10 protein-coding genes are annotated in these 17607 nt (G+C 62.6%); 5 read left to right on the forward strand and 5 right to left on the reverse strand.

Annotation, left to right across the window (positions count from 1 at the left end):
• The first annotated feature begins 99 nt into the window (after positions 1–99).
• Complete coding sequence (locus ACI2JX_RS09110; protein ID WP_404689934.1) at positions 100–7221, forward strand: retention module-containing protein; 7122 nt, start codon at positions 100–102, stop codon at positions 7219–7221.
• 72 nt (positions 7222–7293) lie between these two features.
• On the opposite strand, the gene ACI2JX_RS09115 is transcribed toward ACI2JX_RS09110, so the two are convergent.
• Both ACI2JX_RS09115 and ACI2JX_RS09120 read right to left on the reverse strand, forming a co-directional pair.
• The gene (locus ACI2JX_RS09115; protein WP_186557502.1) at positions 7294–7656 is read right to left on the reverse strand and encodes a YbaN family protein; all 363 of its coding nucleotides are present in this window, start codon (positions 7654–7656) and stop codon (positions 7294–7296) included.
• Between the two features lie 7 nt (positions 7657–7663).
• Complete coding sequence (locus tag ACI2JX_RS09120; RefSeq protein ID WP_186557503.1) at positions 7664–8251, reverse strand: YecA family protein; 588 nt, start codon at positions 8249–8251, stop codon at positions 7664–7666.
• 246 nt (positions 8252–8497) lie between these two features.
• Here ACI2JX_RS09120 and recQ point away from each other — a divergent pair, with 246 nt between their 5' ends.
• Both recQ and ACI2JX_RS09130 read left to right on the forward strand, forming a co-directional pair.
• Entirely contained in the window at positions 8498–10639 is a 2142-nt protein-coding gene (recQ, locus tag ACI2JX_RS09125) for a DNA helicase RecQ (protein WP_264237099.1), read from the forward strand.
• 128 nt (positions 10640–10767) lie between these two features.
• Positions 10768–11205 (forward strand): MarR family transcriptional regulator, encoded by a 438-nt coding sequence (locus ACI2JX_RS09130; protein WP_264237100.1) that lies wholly within the window; start codon positions 10768–10770, stop codon positions 11203–11205.
• A 1021-nt stretch (positions 11206–12226) separates the two neighbouring features.
• Here ACI2JX_RS09130 and ACI2JX_RS09135 read toward each other — a convergent pair.
• Positions 12227–14413: a patatin-like phospholipase family protein gene (locus ACI2JX_RS09135; RefSeq protein WP_404689935.1), complete on the reverse strand. Its 2187-nt coding sequence runs from the start codon at positions 14411–14413 to the stop codon at positions 12227–12229.
• A gap of 67 nt (positions 14414–14480) precedes the next feature.
• Here ACI2JX_RS09135 and ACI2JX_RS09140 point away from each other — a divergent pair, with 67 nt between their 5' ends.
• Positions 14481–14762, forward strand: a complete 282-nt coding sequence (locus ACI2JX_RS09140; RefSeq protein ID WP_264235128.1) for a SelT/SelW/SelH family protein — start codon at positions 14481–14483, stop codon at positions 14760–14762.
• On the opposite strand, the gene ACI2JX_RS09145 is transcribed toward ACI2JX_RS09140, so the two are convergent.
• Together ACI2JX_RS09145 and ACI2JX_RS09150 are read right to left on the reverse strand one after the other, a co-directional pair.
• Positions 14763–15653, reverse strand: coding sequence for a DMT family transporter (locus ACI2JX_RS09145; RefSeq protein ID WP_404689936.1), 891 nt, complete (start codon positions 15651–15653; stop codon positions 14763–14765). It abuts the gene before it with no gap.
• A gap of 233 nt (positions 15654–15886) precedes the next feature.
• A complete protein-coding gene (locus tag ACI2JX_RS09150; RefSeq protein ID WP_404689937.1) occupies positions 15887–16651 on the reverse strand; it encodes an AraC family transcriptional regulator in 765 nt (254 codons plus the stop codon).
• A gap of 150 nt (positions 16652–16801) precedes the next feature.
• Here ACI2JX_RS09150 and ACI2JX_RS09155 point away from each other — a divergent pair, with 150 nt between their 5' ends.
• Entirely contained in the window at positions 16802–17602 is an 801-nt protein-coding gene (locus tag ACI2JX_RS09155; RefSeq protein ID WP_404689938.1) for a UDP-2,3-diacylglucosamine diphosphatase, read from the forward strand.
• The last annotated feature ends 5 nt before the right edge of the window (positions 17603–17607 follow it).

The following is a 17607-nucleotide window of genomic DNA, read 5'->3' on the forward strand; positions in this document are numbered from 1 at the left end:
GAGACAGACGCGAACGGGGTGCTCGGCATCCATCGCTTCTCCTGATCTGCGGTACGCCAGTTGGCTGCGAAATCCGATCAGCAGGGGAGGCGTGCGCGCATGGCTAAATTAATCGGTGTGGTCAGCAAGGTGGTCGGTCAGGTATTCGCGGTCGACGGTGATGGCAGCCGTCGCCTGCTGGTGGAGGGCGATCGCTTGTTCGCCGGTGAGCAGCTGGAGACCGGCAGTGCCGGTGCCGTCGCCGTGCGTTTGCACAACGGTGCAGAGCTGACCCTGGGCCGTGGCAGCAGCCTTACGATGAGCGCAGATTTGCTGGCCAACCACGCGCCTCAAGTGCATAGCCAGGATGCAGCACCGAGCCAGGCACAGCTGACTGATGTCGAGCGCTTGCAACAAGCCATCGCAGCGGGTGCCGACCCAACCGAAGAAGGCGAGGCGCCAGCGGCGGGTCAGAACCCCGGCGGCGCTCCGGGCGCGTTGGGGGGCGGGCACAGTTTCGTCATGCTCAGTGAAGTGGCTGGGCAGGTCGACCCCCAGATCGGCTTCCCCACCGCAGGCTTCAATGGCATTCCGGAGTTGGCCAGCCGTGAGCTGGGGGACCTGGACATCGATACCTCGATCGCTCGCCCGCTGCCGCCCACACCGCCAGTCGACCAGCCAGATCATCCGGTCAGCCTGGGAGGGCTGGACCTCAGCCCCGGTGAACTGATCCTGGATGAAGCCAACTTGCCCCAGGGCTCGCACAGCGATCCGGCAGCGCTGACTCAGCAGGGCACCTTTACCGTGGTGGCGCCTGACGGTGTGTTCAATCTCAGCGTCGGCGGGATCAACGTGGTCACGGCAGGGGCGGTCACGGGTGTCGGTCAGTCGATAACTACGCCTCTGGGCAATACCCTGACTATCACCGGCTACAACCCGGCAACCGGCGTCGTGAGCTACAGCTACACCCTCAGCGGTGCCGAGCAACACGCCAACGGCGCTGGCAACAACAGTCTCGGTGAGCACTTCCCGGTGCTGGTCAGCGACACCGATGGTGACGTCGCCAGCGGCAGCCTGGATGTGGTGATTCGTGACGATGTACCCAAGGCTGTCAACGACGGCAATGCGGTGACGGCCACCGAGCAGCATGTTGAGCTGACCGGCAATGTCCTGACCAACGACCAGCAGGGCGCCGACCGTGTCGCCGGTGGTCCGGTAATCGCTGGCACCTTCACCGGCACCTACGGCACCCTGGTGCTGGCAGCAGATGGCAGCTACACCTACACGCTCAACACCAACGACCCGGACTTCAAAGGTCTAAAGGGCGGTGGCAATGGCCAGGAAACCTTCACCTACACCATCAAGGATGCAGACGGCGACACCAGCAGCGCCACGCTGACGTTGAACGTCAGCAACCTCAACGATCCAGTGACCTTGGCTGGGCTGGATGTGCAGGGCGCTGAACTGACCGTCTTCGAGAAAAACCTCGGCGATGGCAGCGCGCCGAATCAGAGCGCCTTGACCCAGAGCGGCAGCTTCACCGTGACCGCGCCCGATGGCCTGCAGAACCTGAGTGTCGGCGGCATCACGGTGGTCAGCGGTGGGGTCGCAGTGGGCTTCCCGCAGTCAGTCACCACGGCGCTGGGCAACACCCTGACCATCACTGGCTACAACCCCAGCACTGGGGTCGTCAGCTACAGCTACACCTTGCTCGACAACGAGGCCCACGCCAACGGCCAGGGCAACAACAGCCTGCATGAGCGCTTCACGGTCACCGCCCAGGACAGCGACGGCAGCAGCGCCACCGGCAAGCTGGACGTGAACATCGTCGATGACGTGCCCAAGGCCGAGCACGACACCAACGCCGTTACCGCGACCGAGCAGCACACCGAGCTGACTGGTAATGTGCTGGTCAATGACCAGCAAGGCGCTGATCGGGTGGCGGGTGGTCCGATCATCGGCGGCACCTTCACCGGCACCTACGGCACCCTGGTGCTGGCGGCAGACGGCAGCTATACCTACACGCTCAACACTAACGATCCGGACTTCAAAGGCCTCAAAGGTGGCGCCAGTGGGGTGGAGACTTTCACCTACACCATCAAAGACGCCGATGGCGATACCAGCAGCGCCACCCTGACCCTGAACGTGAGCAACTTCAACGACCCGGTGACCTTGGGTGGGCTGCAGGTCAATGGCGGCGAACTGACCGTGTTCGAGAAGAACCTGGCCGACGGTAGCGCGCCGAACCAGGGTGCGCTGACCCAAAGCGGCAGCTTCACCGTGAGCGCGCCGGACGGTCTGCAGACGTTGAGCGTTGGCGGCATCACCTTGGTCAGCGGCGGTGTGCCGGTGAGCTTCCCACAGTCGCTCACCACCCCCCTTGGCAACACCCTGACCATTACCGGCTACAACCCCAGCACCGGGGTGGTGAGCTACAGCTACACCCTGCTCGACAACGAGACCCATGCCCCTGGCGATGGCACCAACAGCCTGCAGGAAAGCTTCACGGTGATCGCCAAGGACAGCGACGGCAGCACCGCAACGGGCAGCCTGGATGTGAACATCGTCGATGACATCCCTAAGGCCCAAAGTGATTTTGCCAGTGTCTACGAAGGCGGTACGGTCGAAGGCAATGTGCTGATCAACGACAAGATCGGTGCCGACGTGCCAGGCGAGGGCAAGTATGTGGTGGGCGTGCGCGCCGGTTCCGATACCTCGACCTCGGCGATTGGCCAGCTGGAAACCAAGGTGCAGGGCGACTATGGCTACCTGACTTTGGATGCCAAGGGCAATGCGGTCTACCACGCCAACCCCAACAGCGTGGCGCCAGCCGGTGCGACCGACACCTTCGTCTACACCATTCGCGATGCGGACGGTGACGTAAGCACCACCACTGTCACCATCAAGGTGCACGACTGTTCGTGGGTGGTGGGCGGTGAGGGTGGGGTCACGGTGTACGAAAATGCGCTGGACCTGAGCAAGGATGGTAATGACCTGGCGGCGGGCAACGTCCAAGGCAGCAACCCCACCTCCACGGCGGAAACCGCCTCTGGCACGGTGGCGGGCCTGGTCACTGGAGGCGTTGGCGCCCTGACCTATACCTTGGTGGGCAGCGCGGTCGGCCAGTATGGCCAGATCAAGCTCAATGGCGATGGCTCGTACACCTATACCCTGACATCGGCGCCCAACTCGCCCAATCATGTCAACGATGGCCCCAATACCCTGAGCGAATCCTTTACCTACCAGGTGAAAGACTCGCTGGGCAACACCACCACCAGCACCATTGTCGTCAGCATCGTCGATGACGTGCCCAAGGCCTACAGCGATTTCGTCAGTGTCTACGAGGGTGGCGTGGTCGAAGGCAATGTGCTGGTCAACGACAAGATCGGCGCCGATGTACCGAGCGATGGCAAATACGTGGTCGGCGTACGCGCCGGCTCCGATACCTCGACCTCGGCAGTCGGCCAACTGGCGACCCAGGTGCAGGGCGACTATGGCTACCTGACCCTGGATGCCAAGGGCAATGCGGTCTATCACGCCAACCCCAACAGCGTGGCGCCGGCCGGTGCCACCGACACCTTCGTCTACACCATCCGTGATGCCGACGGTGATGAAAGCACCACCACCCTCACCATCAAGGTCCACGACAGCCAGCTGGTTGCCTGTGAAGACACTGACGTGAAGGTCTACGAAAAAGCCCTCGATCTCAAGCAGGGCGGCCAAGACCTGGCGCCCGGCACAGTCGTCGGCAGCCAGCCAGGGTCGACCGGCGAAACAGCCTCTGGCACATTGCTCGGCGCCGTCACCGGGGGCGTGGGTGCCTTGACCTATAGCCTGGTCGGTAATGCCGAAGGCCAGTATGGCCAGATCAAGCTCAACGCCGATGGTTCCTACACCTACACCCTGACGTCGGCGCCCAAGTCGCCGGTACCGGCCAACGACGGGGCGAATGTCACCACCGAGACCTTCACCTATCAGGTGAAAGACGCGGCCGGCAACAGCACCACCAGCACCATCGTCATCAGCATCGTCGACGATGTGCCCAAGGCCCATTGCGACACGGCAACCGTGATCGAGGGCGGTACGGTCACTGGCAACGTGCTGGACAACGATGTGATTGGGGCGGACGTTGCGGCGGATGGCAAGTACGTGGTCGGCGTGCGTGCCGGCTCCGACACTTCGACCTCGGCGGTCGGCCAGCTGGCCACCCAGGTGCAGGGCGACTATGGCTACCTGACCCTGGATGCCAAGGGCAATGCGGTCTATCACGCCAACCCCAATAGCGTGGCACCTGCGGGGGCCACCGACACCTTCGTCTACACCATTCGTGATGCCGATGGAGACCAGAGCACCACCACCATCAGCATCAAGGTGCATGACAGCAAACTGGTCGCGTGTGCCGACAACGACGTCACGGTGTACGAGAAAGCCCTGGACCTGAACAAGGACGGCAACGACCTGGCGGCCGGCAACGTCACCGGCAGTAATCCAGGCTCCACCGCCGAGACGGCATCGGGCACATTGGTCGGTTCGGTCGGCGGCGGTGTCGGCCCGCTGACCTACAGCCTGGTCGGCGACGCTGCCGGCCAATTCGGGCAATTGTTGCTCAAGGCCGATGGCTCCTACACCTATACCCTGACCTCGGCACCGAAGACACCGGGAGGGGCCGACGACGGCGCCAACCGGATCAGCGAAACCTTCACCTACAAAGCCACCGACGCTTTGGGCAACAGCATCACCAGCACCATTGCCATCAACATCGTCGATGACGTGCCCAAGGCCGTCTGCGCCGAACGCTCGATCACACCAGGCCAGGTGGACTCCAACATCCTGCTGGTGATCGATGTATCCGGCAGCATGACCTTAAGATCCGGTGTACCAGGCCTGAGCCGTCTGGATCTGGCCAAGGAAGCGATCAACGCCTTGCTCGACAAGTACGATGACATGGGCGATATCAAGGTGCAGATCGTCACCTTCGCTACCGGTGCTTCGGTCAAGTCCGATGTCTGGGTCTCGATCGACCAGGCCAAGGCCATCGTCGCCGGTCTCAAGGCGGACGGCTCGACCTATTACGACTCCGCCGCCAGCAGCGCGCAGACGGCGTTCGGCAAAGAGGGCAAGTTGCTGGGTGCGCAGAACATCAGCTACTTCTTCTCCGATGGCGAGCCCACCACAGGGCATGCGATGACCCCGGTACGGGAAACCAGCTGGGAAAACTTCCTCGATAGCAATGGCATCAAGTCCTACGCCATTGGCATGGGCACGGGAGTCAATGAAACCAACCTCAACCCACTGGCCTACGATGGCACCAGCCACACCGACACCAACTCGGTGGTGGTTACCGACCTCAGTCAGCTCGGTGCAGTGCTTACGGGTACAGTGCAGGGCTCGCCGATCACCGGCAGCTTGCTCAGTGGCGGTCATTTCGGTGCCGATGGGGGCTTCATCAAGGCGCTGTTGGTCGATGGCGTGACCTACACCTTCGACCCGAAAGCCAATGCCGGGCAGGGCGGTTATAGCGCCGTGGGCGGCGTGGACAAGGCGGCGTTCGATCCTGCCACCCATACCCTCGGTATCAAGACCGCCCTGGGTGGCGTGCTAATGGTCGACATGGACACTGGCGAGTTCACCTACAAGCCGCCCAAGGACAGCGGTAGCAGCCAGGTCGAGAAGTTCGGCTTCACCGTCAGCGACAACGATGGCGATACCAGCAGCGCCAACCTGGTGGTCAAGATCAATAGCAACCATGCCCCCGTGGCGGGCGATGATCACATCATCACCAATATCGCCGGTGCTAGCCTCAGCGTTCCAGCCGAGGCCCTGCTGGCCAATGACAGCGACCCTGATCATGACCGCTTGAGCGCCGCGCCGATCACCTTCAACACAGGCTTCGCCGACAAGGGGGCAGGTTTCGCTGCCAGTGGTAGCGGCCAGCCGATCAAGTTCGACGGAAGCGACAACAAGTCTGCCAATCAGCTCAAGACGCTCGAGCGCAGCGCCTTCGTCGCCAACTCGGCTTCGATGACCGCTGCGCTGGTGATTGCTGGCTACCTCGGCTCGATCAGTAACGGCAACGCCAACGATGAGGATGTGATCAGCGTTAGCCTGCGCAAAGGCGAGACGCTCAAGCTCGATCACGATCGGCCGCAAGGCAACCTGCTGCTGGAGTGGAAAGAAGCCGGCGGCAGTTATCAGGCCGTCGCCAATGGCAGTAGCTTCACCGCCGACCACGATGGGCTGTACAGCATCCACGTGGTCAATACCGAGAACGCCTATGGCAATAGCAAGGCGGCCGAGCTGTACAAACTGAGCATGGTGATCGACTACGCCAATGCCCAGAATGAGGTCTATCACGGCAGCTACACGGCCAGCGACAACCACGGGGGCACGACCGCGGCTGCGCTGGATATCACCTACCAGGCGGGCAGTGTCGTCAACGGCACCGCAGGCGATGATGTGCTGTTGGCGGGCGCCGGCGACGACACCCTTAACGGTGGTGATGGACACGATGTGCTAGTAGGGGGGGCGGGCAACGACAGCCTATACGGCGGTGATGGCGACGACCTGTTGATTGGCGGGGCAGGCAATGACCTGCTCAATGGGGGGGCGGGTAACGACACGGCCAGTTATGCCTCGGCGCCAAGTGCGGTGACTGTCGATCTGACCGTTGCGGGTCAGCAGAGCACCGGAGGGGGCGGCCTGGATAGCTTGGTCAGTATCGAAAACCTGATCGGTTCGGACTACCACGATACGCTGATCGGCAATGGTGCGGACAACCTGCTCAGCGCTGGGCTGGGCAATGATGTGCTCAAGGGTGGGGCGGGCAATGACATCCTGATTGGTGGCCCGGGCGACGACACCCTCACTGGCGGCAGCGGCAACGACACGTTCGTCTGGCAGAAGGGCGACAGCGGCCATGATCGGGTCACCGACTTTACCCCAGGCAGCGATCACCTCGACCTGTCGCAGTTGCTGCAAGGCGAGAACGCCACGGCGGCATCGCTGGATGATTACCTGCACTTCAAGGTCAGTGGTACCGGCAGCAACGTGGTCTCGACCATCGAGGTCAGCAGTGTGGCGGGGGCTACGCCTACCCAGACCATTGACCTGGCCGGGGTCGATCTGGCCCAGCACTATGGCGTCTCGGCGGGGGCGGGTGGGTTGATCGCCTCGGGGCATGACACCGCGACCATCATCCACGGCATGCTCAATGATCACTCGTTGAAGGTGGATAACGTGTAGGCGGATTGGCAGGGCTGGCCTCATCGCAGGACAAACGCGCAGCGATGAGGCCGGTACTGAAACGGATGAGTATCAGGACCGGCGCAAGGTCTTCTGCTTGAGGATGTACAGGCTCACCAGCACCGCACTGCTGAGCATGAAGGCCCTGGCCCAGAACAGCGGCACCAGGTAGCACGACAGGCCTATGCTGGCCCACATCAGGCCGATGGCGTAGACCTTGCCCTTGAGTGGGATCCCTTCACCGCTGAGGTAGTCGCGGATCCATGGACCGAGCGTGGGATGGTTGATCAACCAATCATGAAAACGCGGCGAGCTGCGGGCGAAACAGGCCGCTGCCAGCAACAGAAAGGGAGTGGTGGGCAACACCGGCAGGAAGATCCCCAGCACTCCCAGCGCGACGCTGAGCCAGCCGATGGCCAGCAGCAGGTAGCGCACGGCTGTATCAGTGATGACGCGGTTTTAGCAGGGCTGGCTTCTCGTCCGGAGCGTGCAGCAGCAGGAACAGCGCAGTCAGTGCTTCGGGAATCTGCACGATCATGTCGTCCTGCAGGTTGGCATCGCTGGCAATGTCGGCAAACTCTGGCTGCTCGTCGAACAGACCGGAACCGACCATGATCGGCAGCAGCATCTCGCTGACTTCTTCCTCGGCGTTCTCGAACCAGGCTTCTTCGCGCAGGAACACCCCTTCCATGAAGCCGATGCACCAGCCGCGCAGGTCGGAATCGTCCGGCTCTTCGGTCAGGTCCAGATCGCATGGCAGCTCGAATTCATCGTCGCTGGCCAGCTGACGGCCGATATGGGCTTTCAGGGCGACCAGGGTGGCTTCGATTTCGACGCGCTGGGCATCGCTGGTGTAATGAGGTTCCTCGGCGAACAGCGCATCGATCCATTCACGCTCTGGGACGTCTTCGGCAGTGATCGACAGCGCGGTCAGGTAGCCGTGGGCGGCGACGTAGTCCAGCGCTTCTTCGTGCAGCTCGTCGGCGTCGAGGAAGGCTTGCAGGCGGGTCAGTTGCTCGGCGAAGGACATTACGGGGCTACCTTGGGGAATAATCGATATGGAATTCTAGCACCTTGCTGGCGCGACGGGGCAAAGGGAACGTCTGTCAGCACAGCGTCCTTTCGCAGCAGCCAGTGGGGTATAATCCGCGATTTTTCAGCCAGAGCAGCCTTTTGCGGGGCCTTTGGCAAAAGCTGCTTACGCATTCGCACGTGTGCAGGGCGGGTTTATCGTCCAGCCTGTGTCCAGGATGGTACGGCGATTTCGGAGTTAGCAATGCTCGAACAGGCTCAGCGCGTCCTCAAGGACATCTTCGGCTACGACAGTTTCCGCGGGCGCCAGGCAGCGATCATCGAATGCGTAGCCAACGGCGGCGATGCGCTGGTACTGATGCCCACTGGTGGCGGCAAGTCGCTGTGTTTCCAGGTCCCCGGGCTGCTGCGACCAGGTCTTACCGTGGTGGTCTCGCCGCTGATCGCTCTGATGGACGACCAGGTTGCCACGCTCGACGAGCTGGGCGTGGCAGCGGCTGCCTTGAACTCGACGCTCAGCGCCGAGCAGCAACGCGAGCTGGCCGGGCGCTTGCGCCGGGGCGAAGTGAAGATGCTTTACCTTGCCCCCGAGCGCCTGGTGCAGCCGCGCATGCTGGATTTCTTGCGCGACCTGGATATCTCCTTGTTCGCCATCGATGAGGCCCACTGCGTCTCGCAATGGGGCCACGATTTTCGTCCTGAGTATCTGCAACTGGGCCAACTGGCCGAGCTGTTCCCGCATGTACCGCGTATTGCCCTGACCGCCACGGCCGACATGCGCACCCGCGAGGAGATCGTCCAGCGCCTGCACCTGCAAGGTGCCGAGCGCTTCCTGTCGAGCTTCGATCGGCCGAACATTTTCTACCGCATCGTGCCCAAGGAGTCGCCCCGCAAGCAGCTGATGGCGTTTCTCGGCGAGCGCCGGGGAAACGCCGGTATCGTGTACTGCCTGTCGCGCAAGAAGGTCGACGAGACCGCCGCCTTCCTCTGCGAGCAGGGCTTCCCGGCCTTGCCCTATCACGCCGGCCTGCCTGCCGAGACCCGTTCGAGCAACCAGCATCGCTTCCTCAACGAGGAAGGCCTCATCATGGTCGCCACCATTGCTTTCGGCATGGGCATCGATAAGCCCAACGTGCGCTTCGTCGCCCACCTGGATCTGCCCAAGTCGCTTGAGGCCTACTACCAGGAAACCGGTCGTGCCGGCCGTGATGGCCTGCCTTCGGATGCCTGGATGGCCTACGGTCTGCAGGACATGGTGATGCTCAAGCAGATGCTGCAGAACTCCGAAGGCGATGAGCGCCACAAGCGCATCGAACAGCACAAGCTCGATGCCATGCTGGCGCTTTGCGAAGAAACCCGCTGCCGTCGGCAGTCGCTGCTGGCCTATTTCGACGAGGTGCTCGAGCAACCTTGCGGGCACTGCGACAACTGCGTCGACCAGGTGCAGACCTGGGATGCCACCGAGCCTGCGCGTCAGGCCCTGTCGGCGGTGTTCCGCACCGGCCAGCGCTACGGCGTGGGTCATCTGGTCGATGTACTGGTGGGCAAGGACACCGAGAAGGTGCGTAATTTTGGCCACGAAAAGCTTTCGGTATTCGGTGTCGGCAAATCCGTCGGTGAAAACGAATGGCGCTCGTTGTTCCGCCAACTGGTTGCCCGTGGCCTGGTCGACATCGACCTGGAGGGCTATGGCGGTCTGCGCTTATCCGACAGTTGCCGGCCGCTGCTGCGAGGCGAAGTGAACCTGCAGTTGCGCCGCGACCTCAAGCCGCAGACTACGGCCAAATCCTCCAGCAGCGGCGGTAGCCCAGCCAGCCAGCTGGTGCGTGCCGAAGAGCGCGAGCTGTGGGAGGCCTTGCGCACCCTGCGGCGCAAGTTGGCCGAAGAGCACAGCGTACCGCCGTACGTTATCTTCCCCGATTCGACCCTGCTGGAAATGCTGCGCAGCCAACCCACCAGCCTCAGCGACATGGCCCAGGTCAGCGGCGTCGGCGCCCGCAAGCTGGAGCGTTATGGCCAGGCGTTCCTAGAAGTGCTCAACGGCGGCGAGAGCGCCGAGGCACCGAAGGTGGTGCTCGACTTGCGTCACGAGTTGGTCAGCCTGGCCCGCGCCGGTATGACGCCTGCGCAGATTGCCGGCCAGCTCAACTGCAGTGAAAAGAACGTCTACAGCCTGCTGGCCGAAGCCATTGGCCGCCAGGAACTGAGCCTGGATCAGGCCCTGGACCTGCCTGAGGATTTGCTGATGGAAGTGCAGGATGCCTTCCTCGATGGCGAGGGCGAGCTGCCGCCGGTGTCGGCTATCGCCCCGCAATTCGGCCAGCGGGTGCCGGAAGGGGTGCTGTATTGCATCCGTGCGGCGCTGGCTGCGGAGTTTGAGCTGTAACGGGCCGTACTGATGACCTTTGTCATGCTTTTTGACGTTTATCGGACGCTTATGGCTCAGCCAGCCTTGCCTGGAGGGCTGGAGCATGGTTAGCTGACTAATAATTAGTTCTATCCATAGAGTTGTTTATGCCCCTGACTGACAACCAACATCGCTTCGGCATGCAGCTGGCCCAGATGTCCCGCGGCTGGCGCGCCGAGCTGGACCGGCGCCTGGCCGGGCTCAATCTATCCCAGGCACGCTGGTTGGTGCTGTTGCACCTGGCCCGTTTCGAAGAGGCTCCGACCCAGCGTGAGCTGGCGCAGAGTGTCGGCGTTGAAGGGCCTACCCTGGCGCGCTTGCTCGATAGCCTGGAGAGCCAGGGATTGGTGCGGCGCCAGGCGGTGATGGAGGATCGGCGGGCGAAGAAGATTGTGCTCTGTCCGCCGGCCAAGCCGTTGATCGATCAGATCGAGACCATTGCCAACCAGCTGCGGATTGAGTTGTTTAGTGGGGTTGATGAGACGGATCTGGAGATTTGCATGCGGGTACATGCGCGGATTCTGGGTAATCTTGAGAAGTCCTGAGGGCGCTTAGTTTTTTGCGGCTCTGGGGTGGTTTTGGGATGGTTTTGGGATTGGCGTGTATATCCATTTGCGATGGAGACGCTGATTCACCCTTCCGCCCTTACGGCGGGTCACTTTTGGCAAACGCCCCAAAAGTAACCAAAAGGTCTGTCGCTCCACCATCCGGCCCTGCGCTGCGCTACGGGTCCCTTCGCGCCGGCGCCTTCCGGGCCCGCGCGGCCTACGATTTGCTGCGCAAATCTACATCTCGCGCCTTCGGCTACGCCGAAGGGTGCTGGCGCACCTGGCCCTCCAGGCACCTCTGCTCAGCCTCCTGAAGTCGCGAATCTGCGTCGCCTGGACTTGCGCGCACGAAGATCAAGAGCAGCGAATCGCTACGCTCTCGCCAAAGGCAAAGGCAAAGGCAAAGGCAAAGGCAAAGGCAAAGGCAAAGGCAAAGGCAAGGTTTGAATTTTTCTTTTGTGTTGTTTGTTCCGGCCTCTTCGCGGGCAAGCCCGCTCCCACAGGGTTTGTGGGACTCACAGTATCTGCGTGGTGTCAGTGCTGGTTCAACGCTGGACTTAAACTACGCGGTACCTGTGGGAGCGGGCTTGCCCGCGAAGAGGCCGGTATATCCACCACATCTGCCACTATCGCCAGATAACGCCAGACCAGTCGCCGCCACTAACTTCGCGACTTCAGGAGGCCGAGCGTAGGTGACTGTAGGGCCAGGTGCGCAGCACCCTTCGGCGTAGCCGAAGGCGCGAGATGTAGATTTGCGCAGCAAATCGTAGGCCGCGCGGGCCCGGAAGGCACCGAAGCGAGGGGACCCGGAGCGCAGCGTAGGGCCGGATGGTGGAGCGCAGCCTTTTTTGGTTACTTTTTGGGGCGTTTGCCAAAAAGTGACCCGCCGTAAGGGCGGAAAGGTGATTCAGCGCCACCCACGCCAATGGATATGCTCAAACCTCTAAAAGCCCAAGCCCAAGCCCAAGCCCAACCCCAACCCCAACCCCAACCCCAACCCCAACCCCAACCCCAAAATTCAGAACGTGTGCCCCAAATTCAGATACACCGCCTTCTGATGCTCACTATTGGCCCCATAACTCAAATTCAAAGGCCCCAACGGCGTCTCCAGCCCCAGGAAGACACTCGCCGCATTGATATAGCCACTGTCGAATTCGTTATCGTTGTTCCAAGCCCGCCCACGCTCCAACGACCCACCGATGTACAGCGGGAAGTCCAATGGCAAGTACGCCCGCGGCGTCAAGCGCCGGTAATACACCATCCGCATCAGGCTCACGTTCTGCCCCGACACCGAATCCTGGCGGAACCCTGACAACTGCCGCGCCCCACCCAGTACGAAGCTCGACGTCACCACCTCCGTCTCATCCAGGGTGCGCCCGTAACGCCCCCCCAGTACCCAGGTATTCGGCCCGCTGCTGAACGCCTTGTCGACATTCACTTCCCATTGCCGGTAATCGGTGTCGGAGTCCAGCGAAGCGTCGTACTTGCGCAAGGTCAGGCCGATATCCTCTCCGCTGTGGGGGAAGTAGACGTTGTCCAAGGTGTCGAACGAGTACTTCAGCTCATAGAAACCCTCGTTGAAACTGACCTTGGGCAGGTCCTGGTCGCCGATGCGTACCTCGGCCTCCCCCCAGGCCTTGCCCACCCCCGCGCGAACTTCACCGTAGGTGCCGATCTGGCGCCCCAGGTTAAGACCGAAGCCATAGCGCTCCAGGCGATACTCGGCGATCGGGTCATTGTCCAGGGTGGCTTCGATGTTCTGCGACCCCAGGTCCAGGTAGGGCGCGATGAAGTAGCGCGAGCCGACGTCCAGGGGTTGGTAGAACTCGCTGTACAGCTCCTGCTGATCGCCGATCTGGGCGCGAGTCAGCCACTCCGCACCCAGGCGGTTGATGCCATTGACTCGGTAGCTGGCGCCCAGGTTGAAAGCGCTGTCGCCGCGCATGTCGTCCGACAGGTTCAGGCCCAAGCGCAGGTAGTCGGTGCCGCCACGCTTGCCGCGGGCGTTGATCACCAGGGTGTTGTTGTCTCCCTTGTGCACCACGCGGTATTGCACGCCGTCGAAGTAGTCCAGGCCATACAACGTGCCCATGTCGGTTTGCAGCCGCTCCAGCTCCAGCGGCTCGCCGATTGGCTGGCGGATGTAATAGCGGATCACGTCGTCGCTGACCTTGGAGTCGTTCTCGACCTTGATTGCAGTGATCACCGGGGTACGCTGGCGCGGTGAGCGGGCTACCGCCAGCACCGCATCACCTTCGCTCTGGCGCAGGACGGCAAGGCGCGCATCGAGGGCGCGGGTGGCGCGGTAGCCGGCTTCAATCATCTCTCTGGTACGGCCAAAATCGGTGACGCCAAAGGCGGCCAGCGGCGGTTGGATGAGCACGTCTTCGCTGCGCAGGCTGGCCAGCTGTTCTTCGGAGTTGCGCCGGGTCATCAGGGTGATCGACTGATTGAGCACATCGACCACCGTGTTCAGTTGCTTGCGGTCGCGCAACGGGGTGCCGATATCGACCACGATGGCCAGGTCTACGCCCATTTCGCGGGCGACATCCAGCGGAATGTTGTCAACCATGCCACCGTCCACCAGTAATCGGCCGTCGACTTCGACCGGGGCGAACACCGCCGGGATCGACATACTGGCGCGGATCACCTGGGGCAGGTGGCCGCGGCGGAACACCACTTTTTCACCGCTGGCGATGTCGGTGGCCACGGCGCGGAAGGGGATTGGCAGCTTGTCGAAGTCGCGGGTGTCGGCGGTGTGGGCCAGTTTGCTTTCCAAAAGCAAGGCGAGGTTCTGCCCTTGGATCACACCCAGTGGCAAGCCGAGGCTGCCGTCGTCGCGAAAACTGAGCTTCTGCTTGACCAGGAAATCGCGGTCATCCTGCTTGCGCCGAAACGGCACGTCCTTGCGTGGCGGGGCATCGGACAGCGCCTGCTGCCAGTCGAGGGTGGTGGCGAGCTTTTCCAGCTCTTCGACGCTGTAGCCTGAGGCATACAGGCCGCCGACCACCGCGCCCATACTGGTGCCCGCAATGGCGTCGATGCGCACGCCTTGTTCTTCAAGCGCCTTGAGCACGCCAATGTGCGCTAGGCCACGGGCAGCACCGCCGGACAGTACCAGGCCGACTTTGGGCCGAGCGTGTTCGGTGGCAAGCGCGCCAAAGGTGGTAAGCGTCAGCAACAAGCAGAACAGCAAACGGCGCATCGTGAGTCTCAAAACCAGGAAGAAAGGCCGCTAGTATAAGCGGCCACCTACCAGGAGTTGCTTGATCATGTCCAACGCCAAGCCGGAAATTGTCATCACCTATTGCACGCAATGTCAGTGGCTGCTGCGCGCAGCCTGGCTGGCCCAGGAGCTGCTCAGCACCTTCTCCGACGATCTTGGCCGCGTCGCCCTGGAACCGGGCACCGGCGGGATCTTTCGCATCACCTGCGATGGCGTGCAGATCTGGGAACGCAAGGCTGATGGTGGCTTCCCCGAGGCCAAGGTGCTCAAGCAGCGCCTGCGCGACCAGATCGACCCGCAGCGCGACCTGGGCCACAACGATCGCTGATCAGGCGCCCTCTGCCACAGGCCGTTGCTTGGCTGGCTGCTCGGCGGCCAAACGGCTGGACAAGACGATGGCAAAGATGATCAGTGCGCCGCCGGCGAGCATGCGCAAGGTGGGCGTTTCGGCGAACACCACCCAGGCCACGGCGATGCCATATACCGGCTCCATGCCGAACACGACCGCAGCCGTGCGCGCCTTGATCACTGCCAGGGCGGCGACGAACAGGCTGTGTGCGATGCCGGTGCAGAAAATGCCGAGCAGGGCAATCCATAGCCAATCCATCGGTGTCACGCCGCTAAGGCCTGGCGCAGCAAATGGCAACAGGCACAGGCCAACCACCAGGTTCTGCCACAGCGCTGCCTGTACCGCGGGCAGGCGCCCGGAGCCGGCGCGGTTGATCAGCGACAGCAGCGAGAACAGCAGGCCTGAAAGCAGTGCCCAGAGCAGCCCGGTGGTGGCTTCGCTGGCCAGGTCGAATTCGGGGGTGACCAGGATCAGGCCAATGCTGACCAGCACCACCAAGATTGCCTCGTTACGACGGATGCGTTCGCGGAACAACAGGCCTTCGAGGATTACCGTGAACGCTGGGAAACTGGCAAAGCCCAAGGTGGCGATGGCCACGCCACCCACTTTCACTGCGACGAAAAAGCTCACCCAGTGCCCTGCCAGCAGTACCCCGCCCAGTAGCAGGCGGCGTAGGTCTGCTGCTTTGAGCGGCTGCCAGGCTTGGCGGGCGAGGCTGGCGAACAGGCCCAGGGCAAGCACGGCGAAGGCGGCGCGGCCGAATACGATGATGGTGGGGCTGGCGCTGGCGGCGAGTTTGCCGAACACGCCGGTCAGGCCGAAGAACAGCGCGCCGATGTGCAGGGCGCCGAGGGCGGTGCGGTGGTTCATGGGTGTCCCTTGATAAATTCTGTTGCCTGCTTTGGGTCCGCTGCGCGGCGCTTCGCGGCGGTTCGGCGCTCCGACAAGCCCGCTCCCACATGAATTGTGCTCACCACACCATTTGTGAACGACGCATACCCTGTGGGAGCGGGCTTGCCCGCGAAGGGCCGCGCAGCGGACCCAAAAGCGCGATACGGCAACTGTACGGCCTAGCGCCGCGGCTGTCTGTCGCCGAACTCGCGTCAGTTGTCGCCAGACTCGCGTCGCAGCGCCATCGGTGAGCGCCCGAAGGCGCGCAGCACCGCGGCCGCAAAAGCGCTCTGCGAACTGTAGCCGACCTGCGCGGCAACTTCGCCAATCGGCAAGCAGGTCTGCTTGAGCAGTTGTCGAGCCTTGAGCAAGCGGCGCTGGCGGATATAGTCCATCGGCGTTACGCCACACTCGTCAGCAAAGCGTGCATGCAGGCGAGCACTGGATAACCCGGCCAGCCGCGCCAGATCAGCCACCTGCAGCGGGTAGGCGGCGTAGCGCTCGATGTGCGCATCGAAGGCCGAATAGGGCAGGCGCCTGTCAACCTGGTGGGGTGTGGCTTGAGCATTGAGGCTGGCAAGCAACAGGCTCGCGCCCTGGCGGGCAATCAGCGGATCATCCACCGGGCTTGCCGCCAGCCAAACGACCAGTTGCTGCTGGCGACTGTCCAGGCCCACGGCCCCGGGACGATCGAGCAGGCGGCGGCTGGCCTCGGCGTGTTCACCCAGCTGCTCGCGCAGCCAATGCTCGCCGGGGACGTCCAGCACCAGGCAGTGGCTACCGGCTGCGCTGCCACAGGTGTGATGAGCGCCGGCCGGAACCACCATCAGTTGCTGGCGGTCGACCCGCGCACCGTGGCCTTGCACTTCAAAATCCAGGCGCCCATGCAGGCCGAACACCAACTGAGGGTGGTCGTGACTGTGGGCGATCAGGTCATCGCGGTAGTGGCGCAGAGAAAGGACTGGGCCGGCGCTCATAGGGGCTTCCTCGCGGGGCAGAGGGGCATTGTACACATCGTTGCTCGCTGCGGTTGTGCGCTCCATCGCCCTGCGATCAGTCGTCACGGCGCTGCCACCAACCTGTCACTTGCAACTGCCAGTCTCCAGCAAACAGCGCCGGAGCCTGCCATGACCCACGCCGAACTCGCCCGCCCGTCACGCAAGCAGCGCGTGCGCACCCTGTGGATTTCCGACGTGCACCTGGGCACGCGTGATTGCCAGGCTGAGCACTTGTCGCAGTTTCTCAAGGGCTTTCAGGCTGACCGCATCTACCTGGTTGGCGACATCATCGATGGCTGGAAGCTACGCGGTGGCATCTATTGGTCGCAGGCACACACCAACGTCATTCGCCGCCTGCTGACCATGAGCAAGCGCGGCACCGAGGTGATTTATGTCACCGGCAATCACGACGAGTTCCTGCGCCGCTATTCCAAGCTGATCCTGGGCAATATCCAGTTGGTCGACGAGGCCGAGCACCTGACCGCCGATGGTCGGCGCTTGCTGGTGATCCATGGCGACCAGTTCGACGTGATTACCCGCTATCACCGCTGGCTGGCGTTTCTCGGGGACCGCGCCTATGAGTTCACCCTGGTGCTCAATCGCTGGCTCAACCACTGGCGTGCCCGCTATGGGTACGGCTATTGGTCGTTGTCGGCCTATCTCAAGCACAAGGTCAAAGGGGCGGTGAACTTCATCAGCGACTTCGAGGATGCCATTGCCCACGAATGCACCCGTCGCGGGTTTCATGGGGTGGTATGCGGGCACATCCACCATGCCGAGATTCGTCAGGTGGGCGAGGTTGAGTACCTTAACTGTGGGGATTGGGTGGAATCATGCAGCGCGTTGATCGAGCACTGGGATGGCAGCATCGAGTTGTATCGGCTGGCAGAGGCCCAGGCGCGGGAAAGTGAGCGTTTAGCGGCCGCCTAGGACGG

Source organism: Pseudomonas sp. NPDC088890 (genome assembly GCF_044900155.1).
GTDB classification, from domain to species: domain Bacteria; phylum Pseudomonadota; class Gammaproteobacteria; order Pseudomonadales; family Pseudomonadaceae; genus Aquipseudomonas; species Aquipseudomonas urmiensis.

Coding starts and splice junctions, on each gene's coding strand:
- ACI2JX_RS09110 (WP_404689934.1), top strand. CDS start 100: ATGGCTAAATTAATCGGTGTGGTCAGCAAGGTGGTCGGTCAGGTATTC.
- ACI2JX_RS09120 (WP_186557503.1), bottom strand. CDS start 8,251: ATGTCCTTCGCCGAGCAACTGACCCGCCTGCAAGCCTTCCTCGACGCC.
- recQ (WP_264237099.1), top strand. CDS start 8,498: ATGCTCGAACAGGCTCAGCGCGTCCTCAAGGACATCTTCGGCTACGAC.
- ACI2JX_RS09130 (WP_264237100.1), top strand. CDS start 10,768: ATGCCCCTGACTGACAACCAACATCGCTTCGGCATGCAGCTGGCCCAG.
- ACI2JX_RS09135 (WP_404689935.1), bottom strand. CDS start 14,413: ATGCGCCGTTTGCTGTTCTGCTTGTTGCTGACGCTTACCACCTTTGGC.
- ACI2JX_RS09140 (WP_264235128.1), top strand. CDS start 14,481: ATGTCCAACGCCAAGCCGGAAATTGTCATCACCTATTGCACGCAATGT.
- ACI2JX_RS09145 (WP_404689936.1), bottom strand. CDS start 15,653: ATGAACCACCGCACCGCCCTCGGCGCCCTGCACATCGGCGCGCTGTTC.
- ACI2JX_RS09150 (WP_404689937.1), bottom strand. CDS start 16,651: ATGAGCGCCGGCCCAGTCCTTTCTCTGCGCCACTACCGCGATGACCTG.
- ACI2JX_RS09155 (WP_404689938.1), top strand. CDS start 16,802: ATGACCCACGCCGAACTCGCCCGCCCGTCACGCAAGCAGCGCGTGCGC.